Source organism: Acaryochloris sp. IP29b_bin.137 (assembly GCF_028285745.1).
GTDB lineage: Bacteria > Cyanobacteriota > Cyanobacteriia > Thermosynechococcales > Thermosynechococcaceae > Acaryochloris.
The window spans coordinates 1-19,564 of the sequence record NZ_JANQOP010000121.1; the positions used below are offsets into that span (position 1 = coordinate 1).

At 44.0% G+C, this 19,564-nt stretch carries 16 protein-coding genes and 2 pseudogenes; 10 read left to right on the forward strand and 8 right to left on the reverse strand.

All coding sequences use genetic code 11. The annotated features are described in order from the left end of the window. Positions 1 to 95: 95 nt before the first annotated feature. Positions 96 to 428: pseudogene (locus tag Q0991_RS09095) on the reverse strand (Uma2 family endonuclease); the annotation flags it as partial. A gap of 328 nt (positions 429 to 756) precedes the next feature. Here Q0991_RS09095 and Q0991_RS09100 point away from each other — a divergent pair. Then, entirely contained in the window at positions 757 to 1,662 is a 906-nt protein-coding gene (locus Q0991_RS09100; RefSeq protein WP_299487593.1) for a PRC-barrel domain-containing protein, read from the forward strand. A gap of 26 nt (positions 1,663 to 1,688) precedes the next feature. Continuing rightward, on the forward strand, positions 1,689 to 2,984 hold the full coding sequence (locus tag Q0991_RS09105) for a glutamate-5-semialdehyde dehydrogenase (protein ID WP_299487596.1): 1,296 nt from the start codon (positions 1,689 to 1,691) through the stop codon (positions 2,982 to 2,984). A gap of 83 nt (positions 2,985 to 3,067) precedes the next feature. On the opposite strand, the gene Q0991_RS09110 is transcribed toward Q0991_RS09105, so the two are convergent. Next, positions 3,068 to 3,757 carry a Bax inhibitor-1 family protein gene (locus Q0991_RS09110; RefSeq protein ID WP_299487598.1) on the reverse strand — a complete coding sequence of 230 codons (690 nt, stop codon included), beginning with the start codon at positions 3,755 to 3,757 and terminating at the stop codon, positions 3,068 to 3,070. A gap of 245 nt (positions 3,758 to 4,002) precedes the next feature. Between Q0991_RS09110 and Q0991_RS09115 the strand changes: the two genes are divergently transcribed. Continuing rightward, positions 4,003 to 4,170, forward strand: a complete 168-nt coding sequence (locus Q0991_RS09115) for a hypothetical protein (RefSeq protein ID WP_299487600.1) — start codon at positions 4,003 to 4,005, stop codon at positions 4,168 to 4,170. Between the two features lie 808 nt (positions 4,171 to 4,978). On the opposite strand, the gene Q0991_RS09120 is transcribed toward Q0991_RS09115, so the two are convergent. Continuing rightward, a complete protein-coding gene (locus tag Q0991_RS09120) occupies positions 4,979 to 5,959 on the reverse strand; it encodes a hypothetical protein (protein WP_299487603.1) in 981 nt (326 codons plus the stop codon). 515 nt (positions 5,960 to 6,474) lie between these two features. Between Q0991_RS09120 and Q0991_RS09125 the strand changes: the two are divergent. Both Q0991_RS09125 and Q0991_RS09130 read left to right on the forward strand, forming a co-directional pair. Beyond that, a pseudogene (locus Q0991_RS09125) lies at positions 6,475 to 6,648 on the forward strand (IS5/IS1182 family transposase); the annotation flags it as partial. Between the two features lie 364 nt (positions 6,649 to 7,012). Next, on the forward strand, positions 7,013 to 8,029 hold the full coding sequence (locus Q0991_RS09130; RefSeq protein ID WP_366524930.1) for a sirohydrochlorin chelatase: 1,017 nt from the start codon (positions 7,013 to 7,015) through the stop codon (positions 8,027 to 8,029). Here the strand turns inward: Q0991_RS09130 and Q0991_RS09135 are convergent. Continuing rightward, positions 8,026 to 8,904, reverse strand: a complete 879-nt coding sequence (locus Q0991_RS09135; RefSeq protein ID WP_299487608.1) for a class I SAM-dependent methyltransferase — start codon at positions 8,902 to 8,904, stop codon at positions 8,026 to 8,028. The two genes, Q0991_RS09130 and Q0991_RS09135, sit on opposite strands and share 4 nt — an antisense overlap. 85 nt (positions 8,905 to 8,989) lie before the next feature. Here Q0991_RS09135 and Q0991_RS09140 point away from each other — a divergent pair, with 85 nt between their 5' ends. Genes Q0991_RS09140 through Q0991_RS09150 form a run of 3 tightly spaced genes read left to right on the forward strand, consistent with a single transcriptional unit; the run spans position 8,990 to position 10,572 of the window. Continuing rightward, a complete protein-coding gene (locus Q0991_RS09140; protein WP_299487610.1) occupies positions 8,990 to 9,802 on the forward strand; it encodes a hypothetical protein in 813 nt (270 codons plus the stop codon). Then, a complete protein-coding gene (locus tag Q0991_RS09145) occupies positions 9,802 to 10,260 on the forward strand; it encodes a hypothetical protein (protein ID WP_299487611.1) in 459 nt (152 codons plus the stop codon). The genes Q0991_RS09140 and Q0991_RS09145 overlap by 1 nt, the downstream gene beginning before the upstream one ends. 21 nt (positions 10,261 to 10,281) lie before the next feature. Continuing rightward, positions 10,282 to 10,572, forward strand: a complete 291-nt coding sequence (locus Q0991_RS09150; RefSeq protein ID WP_299487613.1) for a hypothetical protein — start codon at positions 10,282 to 10,284, stop codon at positions 10,570 to 10,572. 225 nt (positions 10,573 to 10,797) lie between these two features. On the opposite strand, the gene Q0991_RS09155 is transcribed toward Q0991_RS09150, so the two are convergent. Beyond that, positions 10,798 to 12,327, reverse strand: coding sequence for a tetratricopeptide repeat protein (locus Q0991_RS09155; RefSeq protein WP_299487616.1), 1,530 nt, complete (start codon positions 12,325 to 12,327; stop codon positions 10,798 to 10,800). Further along, a complete protein-coding gene (locus Q0991_RS09160; RefSeq protein ID WP_299487618.1) occupies positions 12,324 to 13,787 on the reverse strand; it encodes a hypothetical protein in 1,464 nt (487 codons plus the stop codon). Before Q0991_RS09160 ends, Q0991_RS09155 begins: the two co-directional genes overlap by 4 nt. An 807-nt stretch (positions 13,788 to 14,594) precedes the next feature. Here Q0991_RS09160 and Q0991_RS09165 point away from each other — a divergent pair. Then, on the forward strand, positions 14,595 to 15,956 hold the full coding sequence (locus Q0991_RS09165; RefSeq protein ID WP_299487621.1) for a hypothetical protein: 1,362 nt from the start codon (positions 14,595 to 14,597) through the stop codon (positions 15,954 to 15,956). 310 nt (positions 15,957 to 16,266) lie between these two features. Here the strand turns inward: Q0991_RS09165 and crtD are convergent, their stop codons facing one another. Continuing rightward, complete coding sequence (crtD, locus tag Q0991_RS09170) at positions 16,267 to 17,775, reverse strand: C-3',4' desaturase CrtD (protein WP_299487623.1); 1,509 nt, start codon at positions 17,773 to 17,775, stop codon at positions 16,267 to 16,269. A 76-nt stretch (positions 17,776 to 17,851) separates the two neighbouring features. Beyond that, positions 17,852 to 18,370, reverse strand: a complete 519-nt coding sequence (locus tag Q0991_RS09175; protein WP_299487625.1) for a pentapeptide repeat-containing protein — start codon at positions 18,368 to 18,370, stop codon at positions 17,852 to 17,854. 375 nt (positions 18,371 to 18,745) lie between these two features. Here Q0991_RS09175 and Q0991_RS09180 point away from each other — a divergent pair, with 375 nt between their 5' ends. After that, positions 18,746 to 19,087, forward strand: coding sequence for an antibiotic biosynthesis monooxygenase (locus tag Q0991_RS09180; protein ID WP_299487628.1), 342 nt, complete (start codon positions 18,746 to 18,748; stop codon positions 19,085 to 19,087). Positions 19,088 to 19,564 lie beyond the last annotated feature (477 nt).

A 19,564-nucleotide genomic window follows, 5' to 3' on the forward strand; every position in this document is an offset into this window, starting at 1 on the left:
TCTTGGGCACAGATTATTGCCAAGGTTGCCAACTTAGGCGCGATACACCCTAGACAAGCATCTGAAAATCTTTAACCGTTTGGCGAAGGTATTGGTTCAGTGGGAGTTAGAGCATCCCAGCGATCGATAGGAACCCAGGAAGCATCAGGGGAACGATTAGCGCCATTGGGAAGCTGGAAACCTGTACTGGAATCAAAAGACTTTCCAAGGCGAGTTTGGCGATTCCAAGCTCTGAGTTGAAACGTTAAATCGGCATTGCGATCGCCAGTAATCCCACCTGTCGGGGGCATAATAATCAACTCTCCTAAGGCGGTTCTCTCAAATTGTAGGTCGCTGTTGTCCTGGCATAATTGAAAAAACTGCTCATCACTCAGATGAATACGGAGTGTTAAAGCGGACGACATAAGTGGCGAAGCGACGCTAACCATAATCTGAGTTGCTGGAGGCTTAGGAAAGCATTAAATCACTCTTTAAATATAGCTGGAGTGAACAGGGGTAGATAAATCTTGTTCTGGTGCAGTCTCAGTCAGGTATGACTCTTTCATGTGTCTCTAGGATGCGTAAAGCTCCATCAGCAATGGTCTTGGGGTGATATCAACACCTGGAGAGCGGAGTGGCCTTTTCCTAAAGGCACTAAAATAGAGAGGCTGGGGTGTAAGAATGTACCGTGTGCGATAGCTTTTGTGACATTGTAAAGGTACGATTAACAAAATTTACCCCACCCGAAAACTCAAGAATTCGGCTCAGGATTCACGCATGGCAATATCTGAACAAGTTCAACAACGCGCTGACTTTATTGGCACTCAAGTGATTACTCGTAGTACGGGTAAAAAGCTGGGGGTGATTACTCAGCTTTGGGTAGATGTCGATCAGCGAGAAGTCGCCGTCGTGGGTTTGCGGAATACCCTGGTTACTGGGGATGAGCGCTACATGTACCTCGGTAATATTCGGCAGATTGGAGATGTGATCCTGGTCGATGATGAGACTGCGATTGAAGAAATCGATACGTACGACTTCAGTACTTTAATTAATAACGAAGTCATCACCGAGGCAGGAGAACTTTTGGGTAAAGTCCGAGGGTTTAAGTTTGATACCAGCACAGGGGAAATCGCCTCTTTGGTGATTGCTTCGATTGGAGTGCCTCTGATTCCAGCTCAGGTGTTGAGCACGTATGAATTGCCTGTTGAAGAAATTGTCAGCACAGGGCCTGATCGATTAATCGTATTTGAGGGAGCGGAAGAGCGCCTGAATCAGCTGACGGTGGGTCTACTTGAACGAATGGGGTTAGGGATTCCGCCTTGGGAATTAAGCGATGAGGAAGACTACATCCCTAAGACGGCTTCTACCACTAACCAGCTTGGCCCTGGAGAACCCACAACCGCCTATGCTCCTGCCCGTCAGTCAGCTCCTGCGCAGCAAGCCTGGGAAACGGAAGCCTGGGAAGCGGAGCCTGTGCCTGTGGAACGCCAGGAAGCGCCACAACAGCAATATGCATATCAAGAAGAAGATAATTGGAGTGAGGGCAATTCTTCTACACCGCCCAGTCCTGCAGAGCCCAATTATGAGCGAGATGGAGATGTCTGGGCTGATGATTATGAGCCCCAAGAGCTGAAAATCCCTGAACCGCAAAAAATTGCCGAGTACGAACGCGAAGATTTTTAAAACCCTGTTGTTAAGCCACTAGAACTGTGACTGTCCTAACGAATTCTTTGACTGAGGTCGCCCAGCAAACGCGACAGGCGGCAATCCAACTGGCAGGGGCTTCTACAGAAACGAAAAACCAAGCGTTAGAAGCCGTTGCTCAAGCTCTAGAAGCAGCAACGCCAAAAATTTTAGAAGCGAATGTGCAAGATTGTCAGCAGGCTAAAGAAGCAGGCATTGCCAATGCCCTCTATGCTCGATTGAAGCTGGATGCCACTAAACTCAAAGGTGCGATCGCAGGGGTACGCAGTGTTGCCACTCTGGAAGATCCAGTGGGGACGGTGCAGCTGAAGCGAGAGCTAGATACAGATCTTGTTCTGAGTCGGGTCAGCTGTCCGTTGGGAGTACTTGGAGTTATTTTTGAAGCCCGACCGGATGCGGTGATGCAAATTGCCACGTTGGCGATTAAGTCTGGGAATGGCGTTTTGCTTAAAGGGGGGCAAGAAGCCCTCCATTCCTGCCAAGCCTTAGTTAAGGCCATTCATCAAGGACTATCCAATTCAGCGGTATCGCCCAATGTGGTCGCATTACTCACCAGTCGGGAAGAAACCCTAGAGTTGCTGAACCTTGATCAAGACGTAAACCTGATTATTCCTCGCGGATCTAATGATTTTGTCCGGTTTGTGCAGGGAAATACCCGCATTCCGGTTCTAGGTCATGCAGAAGGCATCTGTCATCTGTATGTAGATCAGGCAGCGAAGCTGGATCAGGCGGTAGAGATTGCGGTGGATTCCAAGATCCAATATCCAGCGGCCTGTAATGCGGTGGAAACGATTTTGGTTCATGATGCGATCGCACCCCAATACCTCCCCAAACTAACAGCAGCGTTACAAGACAACCAAGTCAAAGTTCTGGGGGATGCTAAAACTCAGGCCCTTGTTGATGTTGGCCCCGCAACTGAGGCGGACTGGGCGACAGAATATGGGGACTTAATTGTTTCTATTAAAGTGGTGGCGTCTCTGGCAGAGGCTATTGCCCATATTAATCAATACGGGTCAGGGCACACGGATGCCATTGCCACTGAAGATGACCAAGCAGCAGCTGTCTTTATGAACCAGGTGGATGCCGCCGGTGTCTTCCACAACTGTTCCACTCGATTTGCTGATGGCTTCCGCTATGGCTTTGGTGCAGAAGTGGGCATTAGTACGCAGCGGATGCCGCCCAGAGGCCCCGTCGGTTTAGAAGGATTGGTCACCTATAAATACCAACTCAAAGGTCAAGGCCAGATTGTCGCCACTTATGCAGGGTCAGAGGCTCGTCCGTTTACCCACAAAGACCTTTAAACTTATCCCGATTAAATAATTAAATAAGCCGCATCGGAACGATCGTTCTGATGCGGCTTATTGATGTGACGGTTAGAGTTTGATTAGCGGCGTGATGACATGGCCATGACAATTCGGAGAATATACCAGAATAGCAAAGCCACAGACGCGAACAACTCCAAGGATGCTGCCACATAATGCCTGGTGGAATAGTGCTTCATCACCTTAGAGGTGTCATACAAAATCGCTGCTGAAGCAAACACGACCATCACAACAGAGAAGAATAATCCCAGGGAGAAGCCGAAGATATAACTGCAAACGATTAGTCCCAGAGCGACAAAGCTGCCAATTTTCAGAATGCCACCCAGAAAGGTGAAGTCTGTTCGGGTGGTAAATGCGATCGCAGTCAGCCCTCCAAACATGGTCAGGGTCAAAATACCCGCCGTAGGAATAACGTTGGGGTCGGAAAAAGCCGCAGCAATATAGAGTAAGGGGGCAAAAAGTAAGGCTTGGGCCACCACATAAATGCCCAGCCCTGCGTACTGAGTGCCAATTTGGTCCGCTTTAGCAGCGAGTCCTCGGGACATCCAACCGAGGAGTGAGAAAGCCCCTAAAATTAACAGCCAGCTAAAACGACTTCCGGCTACAAATTGCGTAATGGCTGCAGCAATTCCTAATTGGAACAGCAGATATTCAACGACAATAAAAGCACCAATAGCCCCTGCCAGATGCAGATAGGTTTTCTGAATAAAAATGGCACGTTCAGATGGCCTTGACTGGGCAACGCTTAACATAATTTGTATCCTCGACAAAGGCAGTATGAAGGGCCTGCTATATATCCAGCTTAGTCTACCCATAAATCAATTGCCTGGGAGTTGCCGTTCGCTTGCGGCGTAATACCTTGCTACCCGTCCAATACCAGACTTGAACTAATGCGCATGGCTATAAAAGTAGATTTACAAGGTGTAGAGGTTAGCAGCAGGGAAGTGTCTGGCAGACAATCCCCCAGATATCTATGGCTGAATGATGGAGCTGAGTTGTGAGTCGGATTGTATTGACGACGATTGGTTCTTTGGGGGATTTGCATGCCCCAGCCAAAATTTCTGTCAAGCCTGGTGGAGGAGCAAATATGATCAAGGAAAAACAGCGATCTACCTCGGCAGGATGGGAAGTCTTGAGTATGAAAAGGTCCGCAATAGAAGGCTAGAAAGGAAATAGAAAAAGTACTGCGCCAAATTAAACAATTGAAGCGGGAATAAGATTACAGCATCAGCCGCGCTTGGTGTTGATATGTTCAAGCTGTGTGAAGCGGATTAGCTTATGAGAATATCATCTTTTCAGATGCACAAATTTGGAAACTACTAACTTAATGTCCGAATAATATATTCCAAATATTAGTTTGACGCCTTGGTAGTTGTGATAATCCAGGACAGACATAGTTCACACCAGATACAGCGTTCTTTGGAAGAGTGGTTATTGAGTCATCATTACATTTAATTGAAACTCTAGAATCGCCAGAATAAACTAGGTCTCCAAAATAAAGCGGGATCCCTGTTATTAGGGGCTCATAATTAGAAGAAGAGGCTTTTTTGAAACTCGCTTCTCTTTCTCCTTCCTTGCGAATTTCGTAAACGGTTGCATGTCTAATATTGTTTTGGGCATTAGTCGTCTTCGTATAGCTATAAAAATGATGAGAGATAAGAGAAAAAATAAATAAAGGAAGTGGAATTAATCTTATATTTCTCATAAGACTATCCTTCAAATAATTAGTTTTATATGTTTCACTAATGTATGACGATATTCTCACTTCTTTCACCTAATAGTAGAAAGCCCGAGTAAACTAAAGCGAATTTACTGAGAAAATATAACTAAGCATATAACTAGATAGACGTTTGATATGATTATTATGTTCCCAGTTTAATTTGGAATGCATACTCCTCAATCATGTTTATCGTTATTGCAATAATTACTATTACGAGTTTATAAATACACCTAGTATGGTCATATGTTTCACACTATTTTGGCTCCTGGGGAGGAATATCATCAGGGTCAACGCGTTGCTGAGCCATGTCATACCATTGTCTCATGTTCACCGTCCACTCCCATTGCCTATTATTACGTCCTGCAAGGGCCAAACATTTCTCCCATTCAACTAATGAGTCTTTATAATTGCCTGTGTCTTCTTTTGTAATTGCTAAAAGGCAGTGAGCAGGGGCTAGATAGGTATCTATCGTAATGGCTTCATCTAGGTACTCATAGGCAGTTTTGTAATTTTTTTGTAGTAGCCTTGTCCAACCAAGATTTACTTGCAAATCGTAATTTGTATCTGTGGAGATTTCATTGATTTGATTTTTTTTATAAAAATCTTGAAATTCCTTTTCATGAAGTGCTTTTGATAATATGCGACTTGCGTTCTCTATCTTACCCTCTGAGAGGTATAGTCTTGATAAATTAATTGCGCTTTGTAAGTGCCCTACCCCAGCCAATAACTTATATTCTTTTTTGGCAAGCTCTAAATCGTTTAATCTTTCATAGAATGCGGCTAAACTATATCTAAACGTGCGGTTATCAGGTGAATATTTAATTGCTCGTTTATAGTTTTTCAGTGCTTTATGAGGTTCTATGATTTCTCTATTAGTAAGGGTTTCATACCCAGCAGAAATTTTACCAAAACCGTGATAAGCATTACCTATTATAGGCATAATCATGTAGAAGAAAATTAATATAAATAGAAAGGAAGCTGCAATAGATAGCTTGCCTTTTTGCCTAAAATAAACGGGAAAACCTATTTTTTTTAAATATTCATTCAAAGAGTTTTTTCCTGATCTTGTTAAAAAACCACCGATAATGAATGGAGTTATAGATGTTTGTATGATCAATATAATACTGCCAAATATATCTGGTTCTCCATGTAAAAGACGGTCAGAAATATCAATAAAAAGGCAAAGAGAGGCTACTAAGCAGCAGATGGATAAGAAGTTCCAAAGACGATACATATCTATTTCACTAATTTAGAAGAAGACATATTAGATCACTTCATTGCATGTTTTTTAATCACATTTTCTTGCTATTCGCTCATTTAAAAAGTATAAGTATTATTTAAAAAAATAACTTAGTTAATATCTTGATTTTTATCCAAATAAGCACTTCACTTCTATCTAATCTTTTATGTTTATGAAAAATATGCAGCCTGTTACAAATCTTTATTTTTCTATTTCACAGGTGGTTGATATGAGGCGAGAGACGTCTAGTATTAATCGAATAATTACTAACCTTTGGAAGGCCCAATCTCTAAGCTAGAGTTAGCAAACCTTATAACCAAAAGGTTTAGACTGTGATCCTTATATATTGATTCAAGCTCCAAAATTAGACCTGGTGAGATCGCAGCGACTTACTTGAAAATTTGAAGTGTCTATCTGGCTGTAAACCAAACGATATAGCTGATTGAGTTTAGATTTAAAAATTTCTAAGTACAGGACAAAAATGCTAGAACCTCACAGAACTTATCAGCTATCATCGGCGTTCTTTAGCTGAAACGACCATGTTCCGACTCAAAACTATCTTTGGGAGTAAGGTACGTTCCTGTGATTTTGATAATCAAGTAACTGAGTTACTGCTGCAGTGCGCGGCACTTAACCAAATGATTCAGCTCGTCAAACCCGATACTGTTTGGGTTGATGCTTAAAGAATACGCACGGAAGTGACTCCTGCAACCTTTGCGCAATGCATACAACAAAGCCTTTTTCCTTACTCACTCTACCCGATTACTAAAAGCCAGAAAAAATGACCCAATATTCACAAGACTGCCCATAGATAGCCTTGACTACCTAAAGTTCTTATCTGTTGGAGATCTTAAAAGAATGCTGTGACTGTCCCCCACAGCAGGTTTGAGTTTGTATGGTAGACAGTGGGCTGTTGCCCAGGTCCGATCAAACCACTCTGTTACGGCCTATTTTTTAACCCATAAGATTGCTTGGTCATCTTATGAGGAATCCTCAGTCAACGCTTGTGATTCACAGGCAGGGAGTTCTTTAATGTCCATTGCTCATATGCCAGACTTGGTGGTCAGACCTGCCCCCCTCAGTTTGCCAACTTCTAGCGATCTAACGCCATTACCCCTGCAACGACCTTTACTCATGATTGGCCATGGCACCCGCAATCCCAACGGCAGGCAATGTTTCCTAGATTTTGCAACCCTCTACCAGGAACTCGATCGATCACGATCGGTGTTTCCCTGCTTTTTAGAGCTAACGGGACCCAGTATTCAAGAAGTCGTCGATCACTGTGTTGAGCAAGGCTATACCGAACTCTCAGCGCTACCGATTCTGCTGTTTGCCGCCCGCCACAACAAGTTCGATGTCACCAATGAGCTAGACCTAGCTCGCAAACGCCATCCCCAGTTGAAATATCACTATGGCCGCCATTTTGGCATTACGCCTGGGATTCTAGACCTATGGAAACAGCGGTTAGAGCTGCTCGATACTCCCGAGCATAATCCCCAGGGCATTTCCCGTGAAGAGACTGTCCTGCTGTTTGTGGGCCGAGGCTCCAGCGACCCTGATGCTAATAGCGATGTCAGTAAAATGGCCCGTATTCTCTGGGAAGGCAGTAACTATCAGACTGTAGAAACCTGCTTTATTGGCATTACTCATCCCCGATTGGAAGAAGGATTCCGACGCGCACGGCTGTATCAGCCTAAGCGAATTGTTGTTCTGCCCTATTTTCTGTTTACGGGCACTTTGGTGGAAAAGATTTTTGATATCTCAGCCCACCAGCAAGCGGCCTATCCAGATATTCAAGTGACTTGCTTGCCAGAAATGGGGCTGCATCCAGCCTTAGTGCAGGTGCTGCGCCAGCGGGAACTGGAGACCCAGTTGGGACAAGTTCAGATGAATTGCGAGTTATGTAAATTTCGGCTGGCAGCTCTCAATGGCGAAGAGCCCCACAGCCATGATCATGGTCATAGCCACGATCACGAGCATCATCATAGCCACGGCCACAGCCACACCACTATCAATGTGGATAAAGAAGCGGATTACCACAATCGCATTTGGCAAGTACCTTAAACAGAGTGGGTTTGTAACTGTCTCAGGGGTGACTCATCTGGGTGGTGAAGGCTGATCCCTGCCGTTAGCTGGTGAATCCAGCCGAGGTATTGGGTGCTGACGTTTGCAAAGCCAGCTTCGGTTACCCAGTCGTGGATGCTCTCTTTGGCGTAAACCGTGGAATAGGGTTCTCGGAACAGTCGAATCAGCCAGTCTGCATGGCGAAGACGATTTTGATTACCGTCCAAAATGATGAGTTGCCCACCCGGTTTCAGTAAGCGGCGACATTCTTGCAAGACTAAGCGTGAAATGCGTGGGGGCATTTCATGGAAGACCATGCAAATGGTGATCACATCAAAACTGTGAGCCTCTAAGCCTGTTGCTTCCGCTAAACCATGCAGCCAATGGATGTTGAGCTGAGCCTTTTGGCTCTTATGTTGGGCGTGACACAACATATAAGGCGATAAATCTAGGCCGATAACTTCCGCTTGAGGATAGGCAGTTTTGAGCATCAAGGTCATGGAACCCGTTCCACAGCCTAAGTCCAGAATTCGTTGGGGCTGACCCTGAATAGATTTTAAGACTTGTCGTCGCAGGTTCATTTCATGGGGGGGACAGGCAAAGGCCGTAACCGCATCGTAGGTGACGGCCGCTTCTTTGCAGAGATAGCCCCCTTCCACCCCATGAAAGTTGGGGATGCGGTAGTACTGGGGGTAGGCTAGATCTGGATTTCTGAGGGCATGACATCCTGCTTCCCAGTCATAGGTATCGTATTGGTTTTGATTATCAGCACCAATCAGAATGCGGACAAATCCTTTTACACAAAGTTGCCATAGGGCCTGAGGTACCGTTGTCTTCAAAATCCTGGGGTTGTCGTCTACAGTGAAGTGAGTCAATCGGTGGGCTGATCCATCAGTCCAGGTTAGACCTCAGTCCACACTGTTAGCAGGCCAGCGTACCTAAATTGCACTCTTGCCCACCATGATAAAGCCAACTCACTCCCCTCTCTATCAAGCAGCGGAGGATTCGCACGTTTCGGGGGCAGGTGGAAGTCAGCCACCGCTCCCTTATCAGCCAATCTCATTATGGGGGGCTTCTGTTGCCTTTGTGGGAGAATTCGATGTGACCTTAGAGACGCTACAAGCCTTCTGTAAGCGGTTTGAAGCAGAAGTGGTAGCGGACTTTGAAGCGGACATCACCCTTTTAGTGGTGGGAAATCATGCCCCAACGGTAGAAACTAGCGCTACGGTCTGTTCAGAAGCAGAGTTGTTGAACCTAACCGATTGGGCACCACCGTCGTTCCCGGCGTTGATTAATCGCCTGATGGCAGAAGGGTTTGATATTACCTATCGGTCAAATGAAGGGGATGGATTTCAGACGACTTTCCAGTGCCCAACAGAAAGTAATGAACTATCCTCCGCGCTACTGGCTTATGCACGGCAGTCAGAGGTCGTCCAACGCATTATGGCAGAGGCCCCTCGTCGCTACTCGGCCCGCCAGTTAGCTAAGGTGTCGGCAGACTTTACGCTGTTAGATGCCCAAGATCCGAATCAGGGTTGGTATCGATTTCTGGAGATATCTGAATTTGCTTGGGATTTTGATGCCATTAGCGATCGCATCATTGTCTCAGGTCTATCTCTACTCAAAACGATGCAAGCCTGCGTGGGGGAGATTGCGGTTCTCGCCATTCACGATCAGGCTTTGGCAAATAGTGTGGATGCCGTTCATATAATTGGAGGGCTAGATCCGCAAGGACAGCTTATGGGTTTGATTTTGCATCGGGTGTGGACGTGATGACTCAACTGCACTGTATCCCCGCTTCTATGTGGGGTTGGAATTATGGAATTGAGACCTCTCAAGGAACCGCTAGGATCGAACTTAAGGTGATGAAGGATGAGGGTGAAATAATCCTACCCGACGAAAGTTACACGATTACGCATCCAATGCTGTCTGGAGAATGGGTATTGAAGCAAGATCGCGAGGACTCAATTGTTGCGCAGGCCCGGAAGCCAAATCCCTTGAGGCGCAAACTTGAGTTAACCTGTGGGACTCAAAAGCTCGTTTTACAGGCAGTCTCCCCTTTCCGACGTGAATTCCAAATTCGTCAAAGTAATCAGGTCTTAGGACGCATTCGTCCAGACAGTTTCTCATCGAGACAGGCGACGATTGAAGTCAATGCTCCTCTGGATTTGAAGGTTCAATTGTTTATGTTCTGGTTAACCGTGATGCTTTGGCGTCAAGGAGCCTCTTAGACCACTCACTGCTGAAAAGTCATGAAAAAGTTCTACCCGATCATCAAAGTTCTTTCTCCGATCCTGATTTGTGCTGCTATCGGTGTGGAAATATGGACGCTCTATGCCCTGCAAACAGGAAGTCCGTTGCCCCCGCTACCCATTGGACTCTTTTGGCTTGAACGATTTGCCCTGACGGCCCATGCGGTGGAAGGGGTTGTGGCGAGTCTATTTGCCAAGTCTCGCCAGCAGTCTCCCATTCCCTATGGACTGTACACTTTTTTTGTCGGTACGGTGGGTTTACTAGAACTGTTTGAACCAGCCAATAGCTAGAAACGACTCTGCGCGTTCTAGTCGTCGGCAATATTCATTTCTTTAGTCCTGGTCTATATTTCCAGGTAAGAACTCGACATCCAGGGCGGATTCTATTCCACAAATACCTTGAAGGTGATGAAAACTGCCTGTTCTACAACATGCTTTAAGTCGTAGAAATAGAGCAATTGCTTTGATCCTCAAAACTCCTGAAAACGTTAATATGGCTTTTCCCCAATGCACGGCTTAATTTGGTTTTATCATATTGCTCTGCTTAATCTTCCAATCTTTGATTTTGAACCACTGCGAAATCCGCTTCAGTAACAATGCCAAAATAATCTGACCATCTGTCGCAGAACAAGGCGGTAATAGGAGTAAACTTTCTAAAATCGAACGAATTCCCGAGAGGATCTGACGATTTTGAATTTGAGCTAATCCTAATGCCATTAAGCCACAAGCATTGTAGAAAACTGGTTGAGATGAAATATGCTCGGATGTTTCGAGAGCTTGATATGCCAAGGTTATGGCTTGTTCGCACTTACCCAACCCACTGTATACATAGGATAATTGTGAGTAAGATTGGGATTCAAAGTGAGAATAGTCAAATTGTTGAGCTAGTTGAAGGCTATGTTGCGATTTCTCAAGAGATAATTTGGCCTTATTTTGCCAGCAGTAAATAAAACCTAGCAGCATCGAAGCTTGACACCGACCTCTAACACTACCTAGCACTTTGGATTTGGCAATCACTTCTTCTAAGCATTTGATTGCTTCTGTGAATTTGAGTTGATAGCAGTATGTGGCTCCCAAATCAATTAAAGCAGTCAGTTGATCATGCGCACTAATCCCATGATGCTTTAGGGTTAAACGTTGTTGAATACACCTTGAGGCTTTGGTATGTTTTCCTTGTTGAGAGTAACAGATAGCCAAAGCACCTAATGCCATCCACTGGCTGTGAATATCATGCCTGCTTTGAGCTAATTGTAGAGATTTTTGACCATAGTGAATTCCCTTAGAGAATTGGCGTAGGAAATACATAATATAGCCTAGTCCAGCTAGGGAACGACTGTATGTTAAGGCTATATCTCTGCTTTGATTACTGGATGGTTGAACTTTTTCAATAAGCCATATTGCTTTTTCAAAGTATTCCTTCCCTTCTTCATAACGGCCCCAATACAAATGACAAAAACCTAAGCCTTCTAAGGTTGTTAGTTGCCCCCAAATATTGCCAGTGTCTTTTGATAATTTAAGATTTTGCTTATAGGATGCTATCGCATCAGCATATTGGCAGAGATAAGAAAAGCTTTCACCTAATCCATTGAGACAGAGAAAATCTAATTCCGGGCTGATCTTTCCAATGAGCGGTTGGAACAATTGGATACGTTCCCGAAGTAATCCCCAAACCTCAAGTTGTTTATGTAAGGTAATAGCCGAGGATGCGTCAGGAGTACAAACTATAATCTCACTGAGCAAATCCCAAGCTTGAAGCTGTTCAAGAAAATGAGCAGCTTCAAGAAATCCTTTGATGCGCTCACTTGGAGACTCTGTGGAATGAGGTGTATAGCAATTTAGCCAATAATAAGCTGCCCGTAGGTGAGCAGTTTCTTTGAGTGATAACGACCTCAGATCTAGCGCTGTAGAAGTTTGCGCAGACGTTAGCTGCTTTGAAGAATCGGACTTTCGAATTAGTTTTCCAGTGGAATCAGCCTGACAGCTGGAGAGATCTTGGATATCCCAGGTCTGAAGTGTTAGATCGGGCTGTAAGCGGCGATTGTTCATGCACTGAACTCAGCATCTAGTTGATCCAGATGTTCTAGAGCAACACTACGAATTAAGCTATGCAACCGATAATGCACTTTACTGTTTTCTAGATGCATCTCAAGCAGAAATCTTCGTTGTAGGGTTTGAAAGGCATGGATTTGTTCTTTGGCAGCAGCATCATAAATGAGAAAAAGCCAACCCTCCTTATCCACTGCAGAACGAAATATAGATCCCATACACAGCAGTTGATAAGCGAGAAAATATTGCTCCCTTAATCGCTTAAAGGTTTGCTCTACTCTTTGTTCAACCAAGTCTGCCAAACTTAAACTATAGCTAGCAAGATTGAACGTGTCATGTTGATGCTGTTGGTTATCCCTATGTAATTGAGTTTGTTCTAAAGCCTCAATTTCTGCTCCGAACTCATTCCAATAGGCAGTAATATTTCGAGAGTACGGCGGTTCAATGATTTCACCAGCGATGACTTGGAGAGCAAGAGGGTGCCCTTCATAGGCCTGACAATATCGCTGCAAATAGTTCTGCTCAATGAGATTTTTAGCTGGAATTTCCCAGGCAGAAAATAAATCAAGAGATTCATCTAAGCTTAGTCCTTGCAGAGATTCAACATGCATTCTGCAGCGATATCTTCCCTGATCCAGCATGGGAGGAGAAATTTGCGAAGTGAAAATATACCGTGCTGGCATTGATTCCACTTTGAGAAATTGAGAAAAAAACGCTTCAAAACGTGAATCAGAAAATTGATATGCACCGTTCTTCTTAGTGATCACAATCTCTTCAAGAGCATCCAAGATTAGCAAAATAGCATTTTGCTGCAAGTGATTAATGAGTAGTGGAAGAAGCTCCGTCGAGCTTTGTGGAGCTTCTTCTTGAGGGGAATTTACCCCAAGAATTTGGCGCACCATATCCTCAAATGTATCTATAGGATCACTACAATGTATAACTAGCAGATGTGAGTATTTTTGGGTAATCGTAGGCTCTAAGGCCAGTCGTACGGCTAAAGAGGATTTACCAATCCCAGTTATGCCAACTAAAGAAAGGATGCGGCAGTTTCCGAGAATCTTTTGACTTAATTCACTAATAAGAGCCTGACGCCCTATCCAACGAATTTCCTGAGCTTCAATTGAAACTTGTTGTGAATAGGCGAGACTTGATGGACTTGCAGATACCTGCGAGGAATCGGAAGCAAGTGTGGATTGAGAACGTTGATATCTTTTAAGGACAGATTGAAAGTTATGCTTTGAGACGGCCTCTCCAGTGATGGATGACAGCAAATGCCATAGGTCTGCTGCTACGTGCTTGATGTAATCATGATCATAGCCAGATATGTCGGCAATCTGTTGATACGTCTGTCTTTGGGTAGCGCAATTGATAATTAACCATTGCAAGTCGTTTAGATGGAGTTCAAGATCAAAGTCTTCACCAGAACCTACAACTATCGATTTGACTGGTTCTGAGTCCATACTTCCCCCTTATAATTTTTACCCGATCAACTCCAACCCTAAAGCATGACCAAAAAGGCTAAATACCAAAGTGCTGGAGGCCGGTAATCTATTCAAGAAAGTGATTAGGCAGTCATTATCACACTAAATCACACTGGATGGTATGACTTTCAGCATAATGACAGCGTTCTAACTTGAACAATCAAATTTAATATATAAATCAAAGAGACAGACTAAACACTAAATCGCACTGATATAAAAAGATTGAATTGATAAATTACTGTTTAGTATTTACTTAGGCTTCAATTAATCATGATTTTTATTTGGTAGACAAACTGATTTAGTCATCAAATTCAAAATGCTTTCCCAAAGAAGAGGATGCTTCGAAGAATAGATTTCCTTATAAACCATGGAGTCTGGAACCATCGTATTTCTGTGGATTATTATCAATAAGGCTCGTTTTTTAAATTGAGTTTAATTGTTGAATTGCCCAATAACTATTTCTGGATTATTAACTTTTTTATGCAGTGATCGCAGCTTAACGCTATCTAGAAAACTTTCGATTTTTTTAGGACCGCAAGTCTTGATAATTAATTTGCAGAGTAAATCGTAAAATACCTATATCTATTTTTTGGAAATGAATATGGAATCAGTAAGTTCGATTAAAGCAATCTCTTATATCCTTTTTCTTAGGGAATTTAAGTAACTTAATAAATCTACTTAAAGATGCCTTGCCGACTATTTTTATTCTATTAATTAAAAAATACTTATTGCGCCTTAAGTTAGTTAGTTTAAATCGATTATCTAGTAAGGAGAATTGTACCTATCATGGCAGTTCAAGTCTGTATTCCTCTAACACAAGAAGAAACAAGATTTCAGCAGGTTTTATCCCAGAAAAATCATCCTTTTTTAGAAGCTCCAAATGGCTTTAAGTTGGATATCGCTTGGGAGCTCGCTAACTTAACTCGAATTGCATATAGTGATTATGAATTGTTTAAAGGCTGCCAACGTTTTTTAGTTGAATTAGGAGAATGTGCGAGAAAAATATCTTATGAAGCAAATATAAATTACACTTCCCAAAAAGAAGTATATATTCCTCAAAGAGGAGTAGATACGCTAGAGAAAGATGACTATCTATACACTAGCTCTACAATAGCTAATCAAAGGATAGATGATTATTTTATAGGTAGAGAAGAAAACTCATTAGTTAAAATTAAAGAAATATATGGCGATAGTTATTTTCGATATAAAATTTTATCTGCTTATAACTACTTGTCTTATTCTTTTCGTAGATTTTTTGATTTGATTCCAATACCTGAGATTGAGAGATTTGGATTTATTGCTGAGAGAGAGTTTAATGGAGATAAACTTATTTTTGTAGTCTATCGTGGCACTCGTGAGCTAGAAGAATGGTTTGTTAATTTTCAATTTAAACAAAGACCATTTCTAGAGTCCGAAAAACATATAGAGAATGAGTCCAAAAACCATATAGAGAATAAGCCCGAAGTTTCACTTGGCTTTAATAAAATATATACAGGTTTTCGGCCAGGACTCTTACATGGAGAAAACAAGGTCAAGTTGCGTTTAAATAAGTACTCACGACTTATAGATGAAAAGGCTCGATCTAAAAGTATTGATAAATATCCAAAAATTCACCAAGAGCATAATTCTATTGAATCTGAAGTTAAAGAAGTTTTTGATAAAATCTCAACTGAGAGAAACAATATGCCTACTAGTATTTATTGCACTGGACACAGCTTAGGAGGTGCCCTCTCAACAATTTCAGCATTACATATTTCACAATTGCTTAACTTGCCTGATAATGAGATTAAAAATAGAGTCTTTCTATATACTTTTGCATCTCCAAGAGTAGGTAATGATTTCTTCGCTAGAGAATGTAATAAGTACTTGCAAATATATCGAATTGCTAATAGCGAAGATATTGTTCCAGGAGTTCCACCTGGAACATTTAAAATTATAGGTCCGGAAATGCTACCGAAGCCTGCTATTATCGCTTTTAGAAAGGCACTATCTTTCTTGACTAACGGCGTTACAGATGACATTTATGAACATGTTGGTAACCCAATATGTTTTACCAGGCAGCTTGATGGGGTAACTAGTAATCACAATTTAAATGCCACATATTGTGATGCATTGGCAAGAATTAGCAAGAGACAGGGGAGTCTCTAGCGAGCAGAGTAGTGATGGGATTTAACCCCATGATTATCCAAACAGCTTGCAGATGAGTAGGTAACCTGAGTTCGGGATAAGCTAAAACCCCTATTTTTGCTTAGGCTGAAACCTGCATTCTTTCGTAGAAGAGTCTCAAAAATGGGCTTAACCCGAACTCAGGTTAGGTAACTAAATCTGTCTATACTCCATTGGCATACCAACACTATTCAAACGCTGTAGAACAACCAATTAGACCTAAAACTTAGTAAGTGTGCTCATCTTTCCAAGAGGTTGTATTGCAGAGGAAAGTTAGGTGCCCCCGAAACTTTCAACGGTCCATTACCATCAATTGATTAACTGCAGTTAAGGCAGAATAGCTGACTCCTGCCGTGCCTTCACCAGGATGAGTTGAATCTCCCACTAGCCATAACCGCTTAATCGGCGTGCGCGTTGCAAATCCAAAAGGACCAAAGGTAGACAGACGCTGACCGATACCACCAACAATCCCTTGGCTACGACCTGTAAAGTGGGCAAAGGTTCTGGGGGTGGCTGCTTCTTGGTGAATGATGGTGTCTGAGGTGAGGTGGAAATATTGACTCAAACGTGCGATCGCAGCCTCCGTATACTCCTGCTTCAGCGCCTCATAATCCTCAGCTTCATCCCATAGCTTTGGATCCGTAAAAGAAGACGCGATGATCGTGGCTTTACCCTCGGGGGCGCGGCCATCCCCTGGTCGACTTACAGACACAAACAGTGAGTTATTCTCGCCAATGGGGCCGTCATAGCTGTAGAGAAACTGCAGATGGGGCGGGCAGTTCTCAGGAATGGCAGCCGCGTCTACCCCGAGATAAATCACAAAAGCTCCAGAGGAGGGCGGCAGTTTTTTGACTCGCTGTTTGTACTGCCTGGGGGCATCCTCTCCCAGTAAACGGACGAGATTTTGCACCGTCACATTCGCCACCACGTGGTCAGCCGATTCCGTCCAAGTCTCACCTGTTTTTTGCTGACGGATTAATACACCTAAAAATTCTTGATTATGCACCTGAATTTGGTCAACGCTATGGCCCATATGCAGTTCACCGCCATGCTTTTTTAGGGCTTCGACGATGCGATCACTCAGTACCTGCATACTGCCATGCAAATGAAACAAGCCTTGCGGTGCTTGCGATACGCCTAATGCTGTTGCTGCATATAGTAAGGCAGTCTGGTCCGCATTTACCTGGGAATAAAGCTTGAGTTGGAGGTCCAAAAACGTTTTTAAGCGGCGCTGATTTCCGAGACCTGTAAGTCTGAGGAGTTGCCCCACCGTTGTAAATAGATGAGGCACAGTCAGTAAGGTATCAAGACGGACGGCCTGTAAAAGCTGCCAGCCATCCCAGAGATTACGCGGCGGAATCACCGGATCACGGGATTGAAACCCCCAGTTATAGCGAAATAGGTTCGCCAGAAGTTGCCAAAATCCGTCACTGCCGGGAAAGTGTTTTTCCCGTTCTGCCTGCCATTGGTCTGGGGCTCGCCAGACAGAAATGGGCTCTGTTTCTCCCGGCAAAAAGACAGCGCATGCCGGATCACAATGGCTTGCAGTTGGGATCTCAACCCCTAATTCTTGAAAAATTCGATGATGGATGCCGCCAGGTTCTAAACCTGCTACTTGGGTTGCCCCCACATCAAAGGTGAACCCTCGTCGTTTAAAGGTAGAGGCGCAGCCCCCTGGCACCCAGGCTTGGTCGAAGACTTTGACGCGATAGCCGCGCTTTGCTAAGAGTGCCCCAGCCGTTAAGCCACCAATGCCTGCACCAATGACAACGACATCAGTTTCGTGGGGTGACTTAGACATGGGGAGAGATAGATTCGTTACATTTCTTAATGAAATTATAACGTTAACCTTCCCCGGTCAGGGTAGTGACATTAAATTACGAACATTGCCAGCCCCAATCCCAATTTCTCTGCCCTCTCACCCGTTGGTGGCTGTAGTTGACTAGCGTTTCTGCTGTCCATAGTTTCATGCCTGCAAAGACTGGATCGAAAGATGGACTAAATTGAGTGTTTGCACTGTAGAGGGCACTCTGTAAATTCGCATCTTGGAGTAGACAATCCGTGAGATTGGCGTCCCGGAGATCGGTGCCCATCAGTTGAGCTTGGTGGAGATTCGCTCCCTGGAGATTGGCCCCCCTCAAGTAAGCATGGGATAAATTGGCTCGCTGTAACTGGACTTGTTGCATCGAAGCCCTTTCCAAGTGGCTACGGTAGAGGTAACATCCCTGCATATTTGCCTGGTCTAAGCATCCAGCGTTGAGAATAGACCGTTGTAGGTTAGCTCGCTGTAAGCTGGCTGCCTGCATATTTACAGCGGTTAAATCCAGGTATTTGAGGACCACACCATCCAAGCGAACCCCTGCTAGATCGATTCCGTAGAAGGAGGTTTGACCCATGAGGCATCGGTCTAGAAATGGCAGTCCTTTGCTTAAGAATGAGTCTGAGATACTGATATTCATCAATTCTGAGGTAAAAGCAGTAAGGAAGTCTCAGTTTCAGCATTCCCGGCTGGCTGCTTTTTACTTCTCAAGACAAATAAAGTTCATGATTTTGACCAAAAAGGTGAACAAATATGAACGACTGGGGATCACTAGAGCCCTAGCACTTCCTTAGATGTTGTTTAAGTTCCCCGGTATTGATCCGACTACCTTCTACCCTATGAATATTGGTCAACTTGATTACCCAGACTTAGCATTGATCAATTGTTGGGGTTCGTTTTGTCACCCCCAAACCCCAGCCAAATACCTTCAAAATGGCGAAAGGAGTAAACAATGTCAGACTTTCAGGATTGTTTGAAGCGGCGGTTTGCATCAGTGGCGATTGGTGAGTTCAAACCGGGTAAGTTTGCCGAGGTTCAACATCTGTATGAACAAGCGATCGCAACCTATTCTGATGGCTTTGAAGGAGCCTATTTATTCCAAGAACCCGGTACAGACAAAGGTGTATCGGTGATTCTCTGGGACAATCTAGAAGATATGGAAGCCCATGAGGGCGAAGAACAAAAAGCGATTCTTAGTAAAATGGCTCCCTTTTTCTCCGAGTCGCCTCAGGTCTCTGTCTATGAACTGGTCTGCAAAATTGACCCGAATGAAACGCCAAAATCAGGTGTATAGATCGAGAGGTGCTTGTGCTTCGGTTTATGGAGTCACCCATGTTCAACCTTCTGTATTTGTATTGGCATGAGTGCGGTCTATCTTGTACAGCTGGAGATGAGGGACGATTGATTTGTGTGCGTCCCTTGCCAGCATGCGATTGGATGGCCTCTTGGTTCTGGATAGGGTGATCAGTGGTTGGGGCTTGAGGCCAGTGCCACTCGAGTTGAGTCACTTATGTGGCTTGGCTCAGCCTATTTACCACTTTCAAGTTCCCCATTAATCTGCTGAGCACGGCTCCAGATATCACTGCATACATAGGGAATGACAGAACCATAAATACGCTTGCTCCTGTCACTCCACCACCAGGATGAATCCCCGATGTTACGGCTAAAGCTGGGCATGGATCAAAACCGGGTAACAGTGTCAGGAGGGATCAAGGTAACCTGAAGGCTTGTTGTCACCCCCTGAATTGACCCTCCAGTATGATTTCAACTC

Excerpts from the sequence above, each read along its gene's own strand:
- Q0991_RS09150 (WP_299487613.1), top strand. The coding sequence starts at position 10,282 with ATGAAAAAGTTCTACCCGATCATCAAAGTTCTTTCTCCGATCCTGATT.
- Q0991_RS09175 (WP_299487625.1), bottom strand. The coding sequence starts at position 18,370 with ATGGGTCAAACCTCCTTCTACGGAATCGATCTAGCAGGGGTTCGCTTG.
- Q0991_RS09110 (WP_299487598.1), bottom strand. The coding sequence starts at position 3,757 with ATGTTAAGCGTTGCCCAGTCAAGGCCATCTGAACGTGCCATTTTTATT.
- Q0991_RS09130 (WP_366524930.1), top strand. The coding sequence starts at position 7,013 with ATGCCAGACTTGGTGGTCAGACCTGCCCCCCTCAGTTTGCCAACTTCT.
- Q0991_RS09140 (WP_299487610.1), top strand. The coding sequence starts at position 8,990 with ATGATAAAGCCAACTCACTCCCCTCTCTATCAAGCAGCGGAGGATTCG.
- Q0991_RS09120 (WP_299487603.1), bottom strand. The coding sequence starts at position 5,959 with ATGTATCGTCTTTGGAACTTCTTATCCATCTGCTGCTTAGTAGCCTCT.
- Q0991_RS09180 (WP_299487628.1), top strand. The coding sequence starts at position 18,746 with ATGTCAGACTTTCAGGATTGTTTGAAGCGGCGGTTTGCATCAGTGGCG.
- Q0991_RS09160 (WP_299487618.1), bottom strand. The coding sequence starts at position 13,787 with ATGGACTCAGAACCAGTCAAATCGATAGTTGTAGGTTCTGGTGAAGAC.
- Q0991_RS09155 (WP_299487616.1), bottom strand. The coding sequence starts at position 12,327 with ATGAACAATCGCCGCTTACAGCCCGATCTAACACTTCAGACCTGGGAT.
- Q0991_RS09165 (WP_299487621.1), top strand. The coding sequence starts at position 14,595 with ATGGCAGTTCAAGTCTGTATTCCTCTAACACAAGAAGAAACAAGATTT.
- crtD (WP_299487623.1), bottom strand. The coding sequence starts at position 17,775 with ATGTCTAAGTCACCCCACGAAACTGATGTCGTTGTCATTGGTGCAGGC.
- Q0991_RS09145 (WP_299487611.1), top strand. The coding sequence starts at position 9,802 with ATGACTCAACTGCACTGTATCCCCGCTTCTATGTGGGGTTGGAATTAT.
- Q0991_RS09100 (WP_299487593.1), top strand. The coding sequence starts at position 757 with ATGGCAATATCTGAACAAGTTCAACAACGCGCTGACTTTATTGGCACT.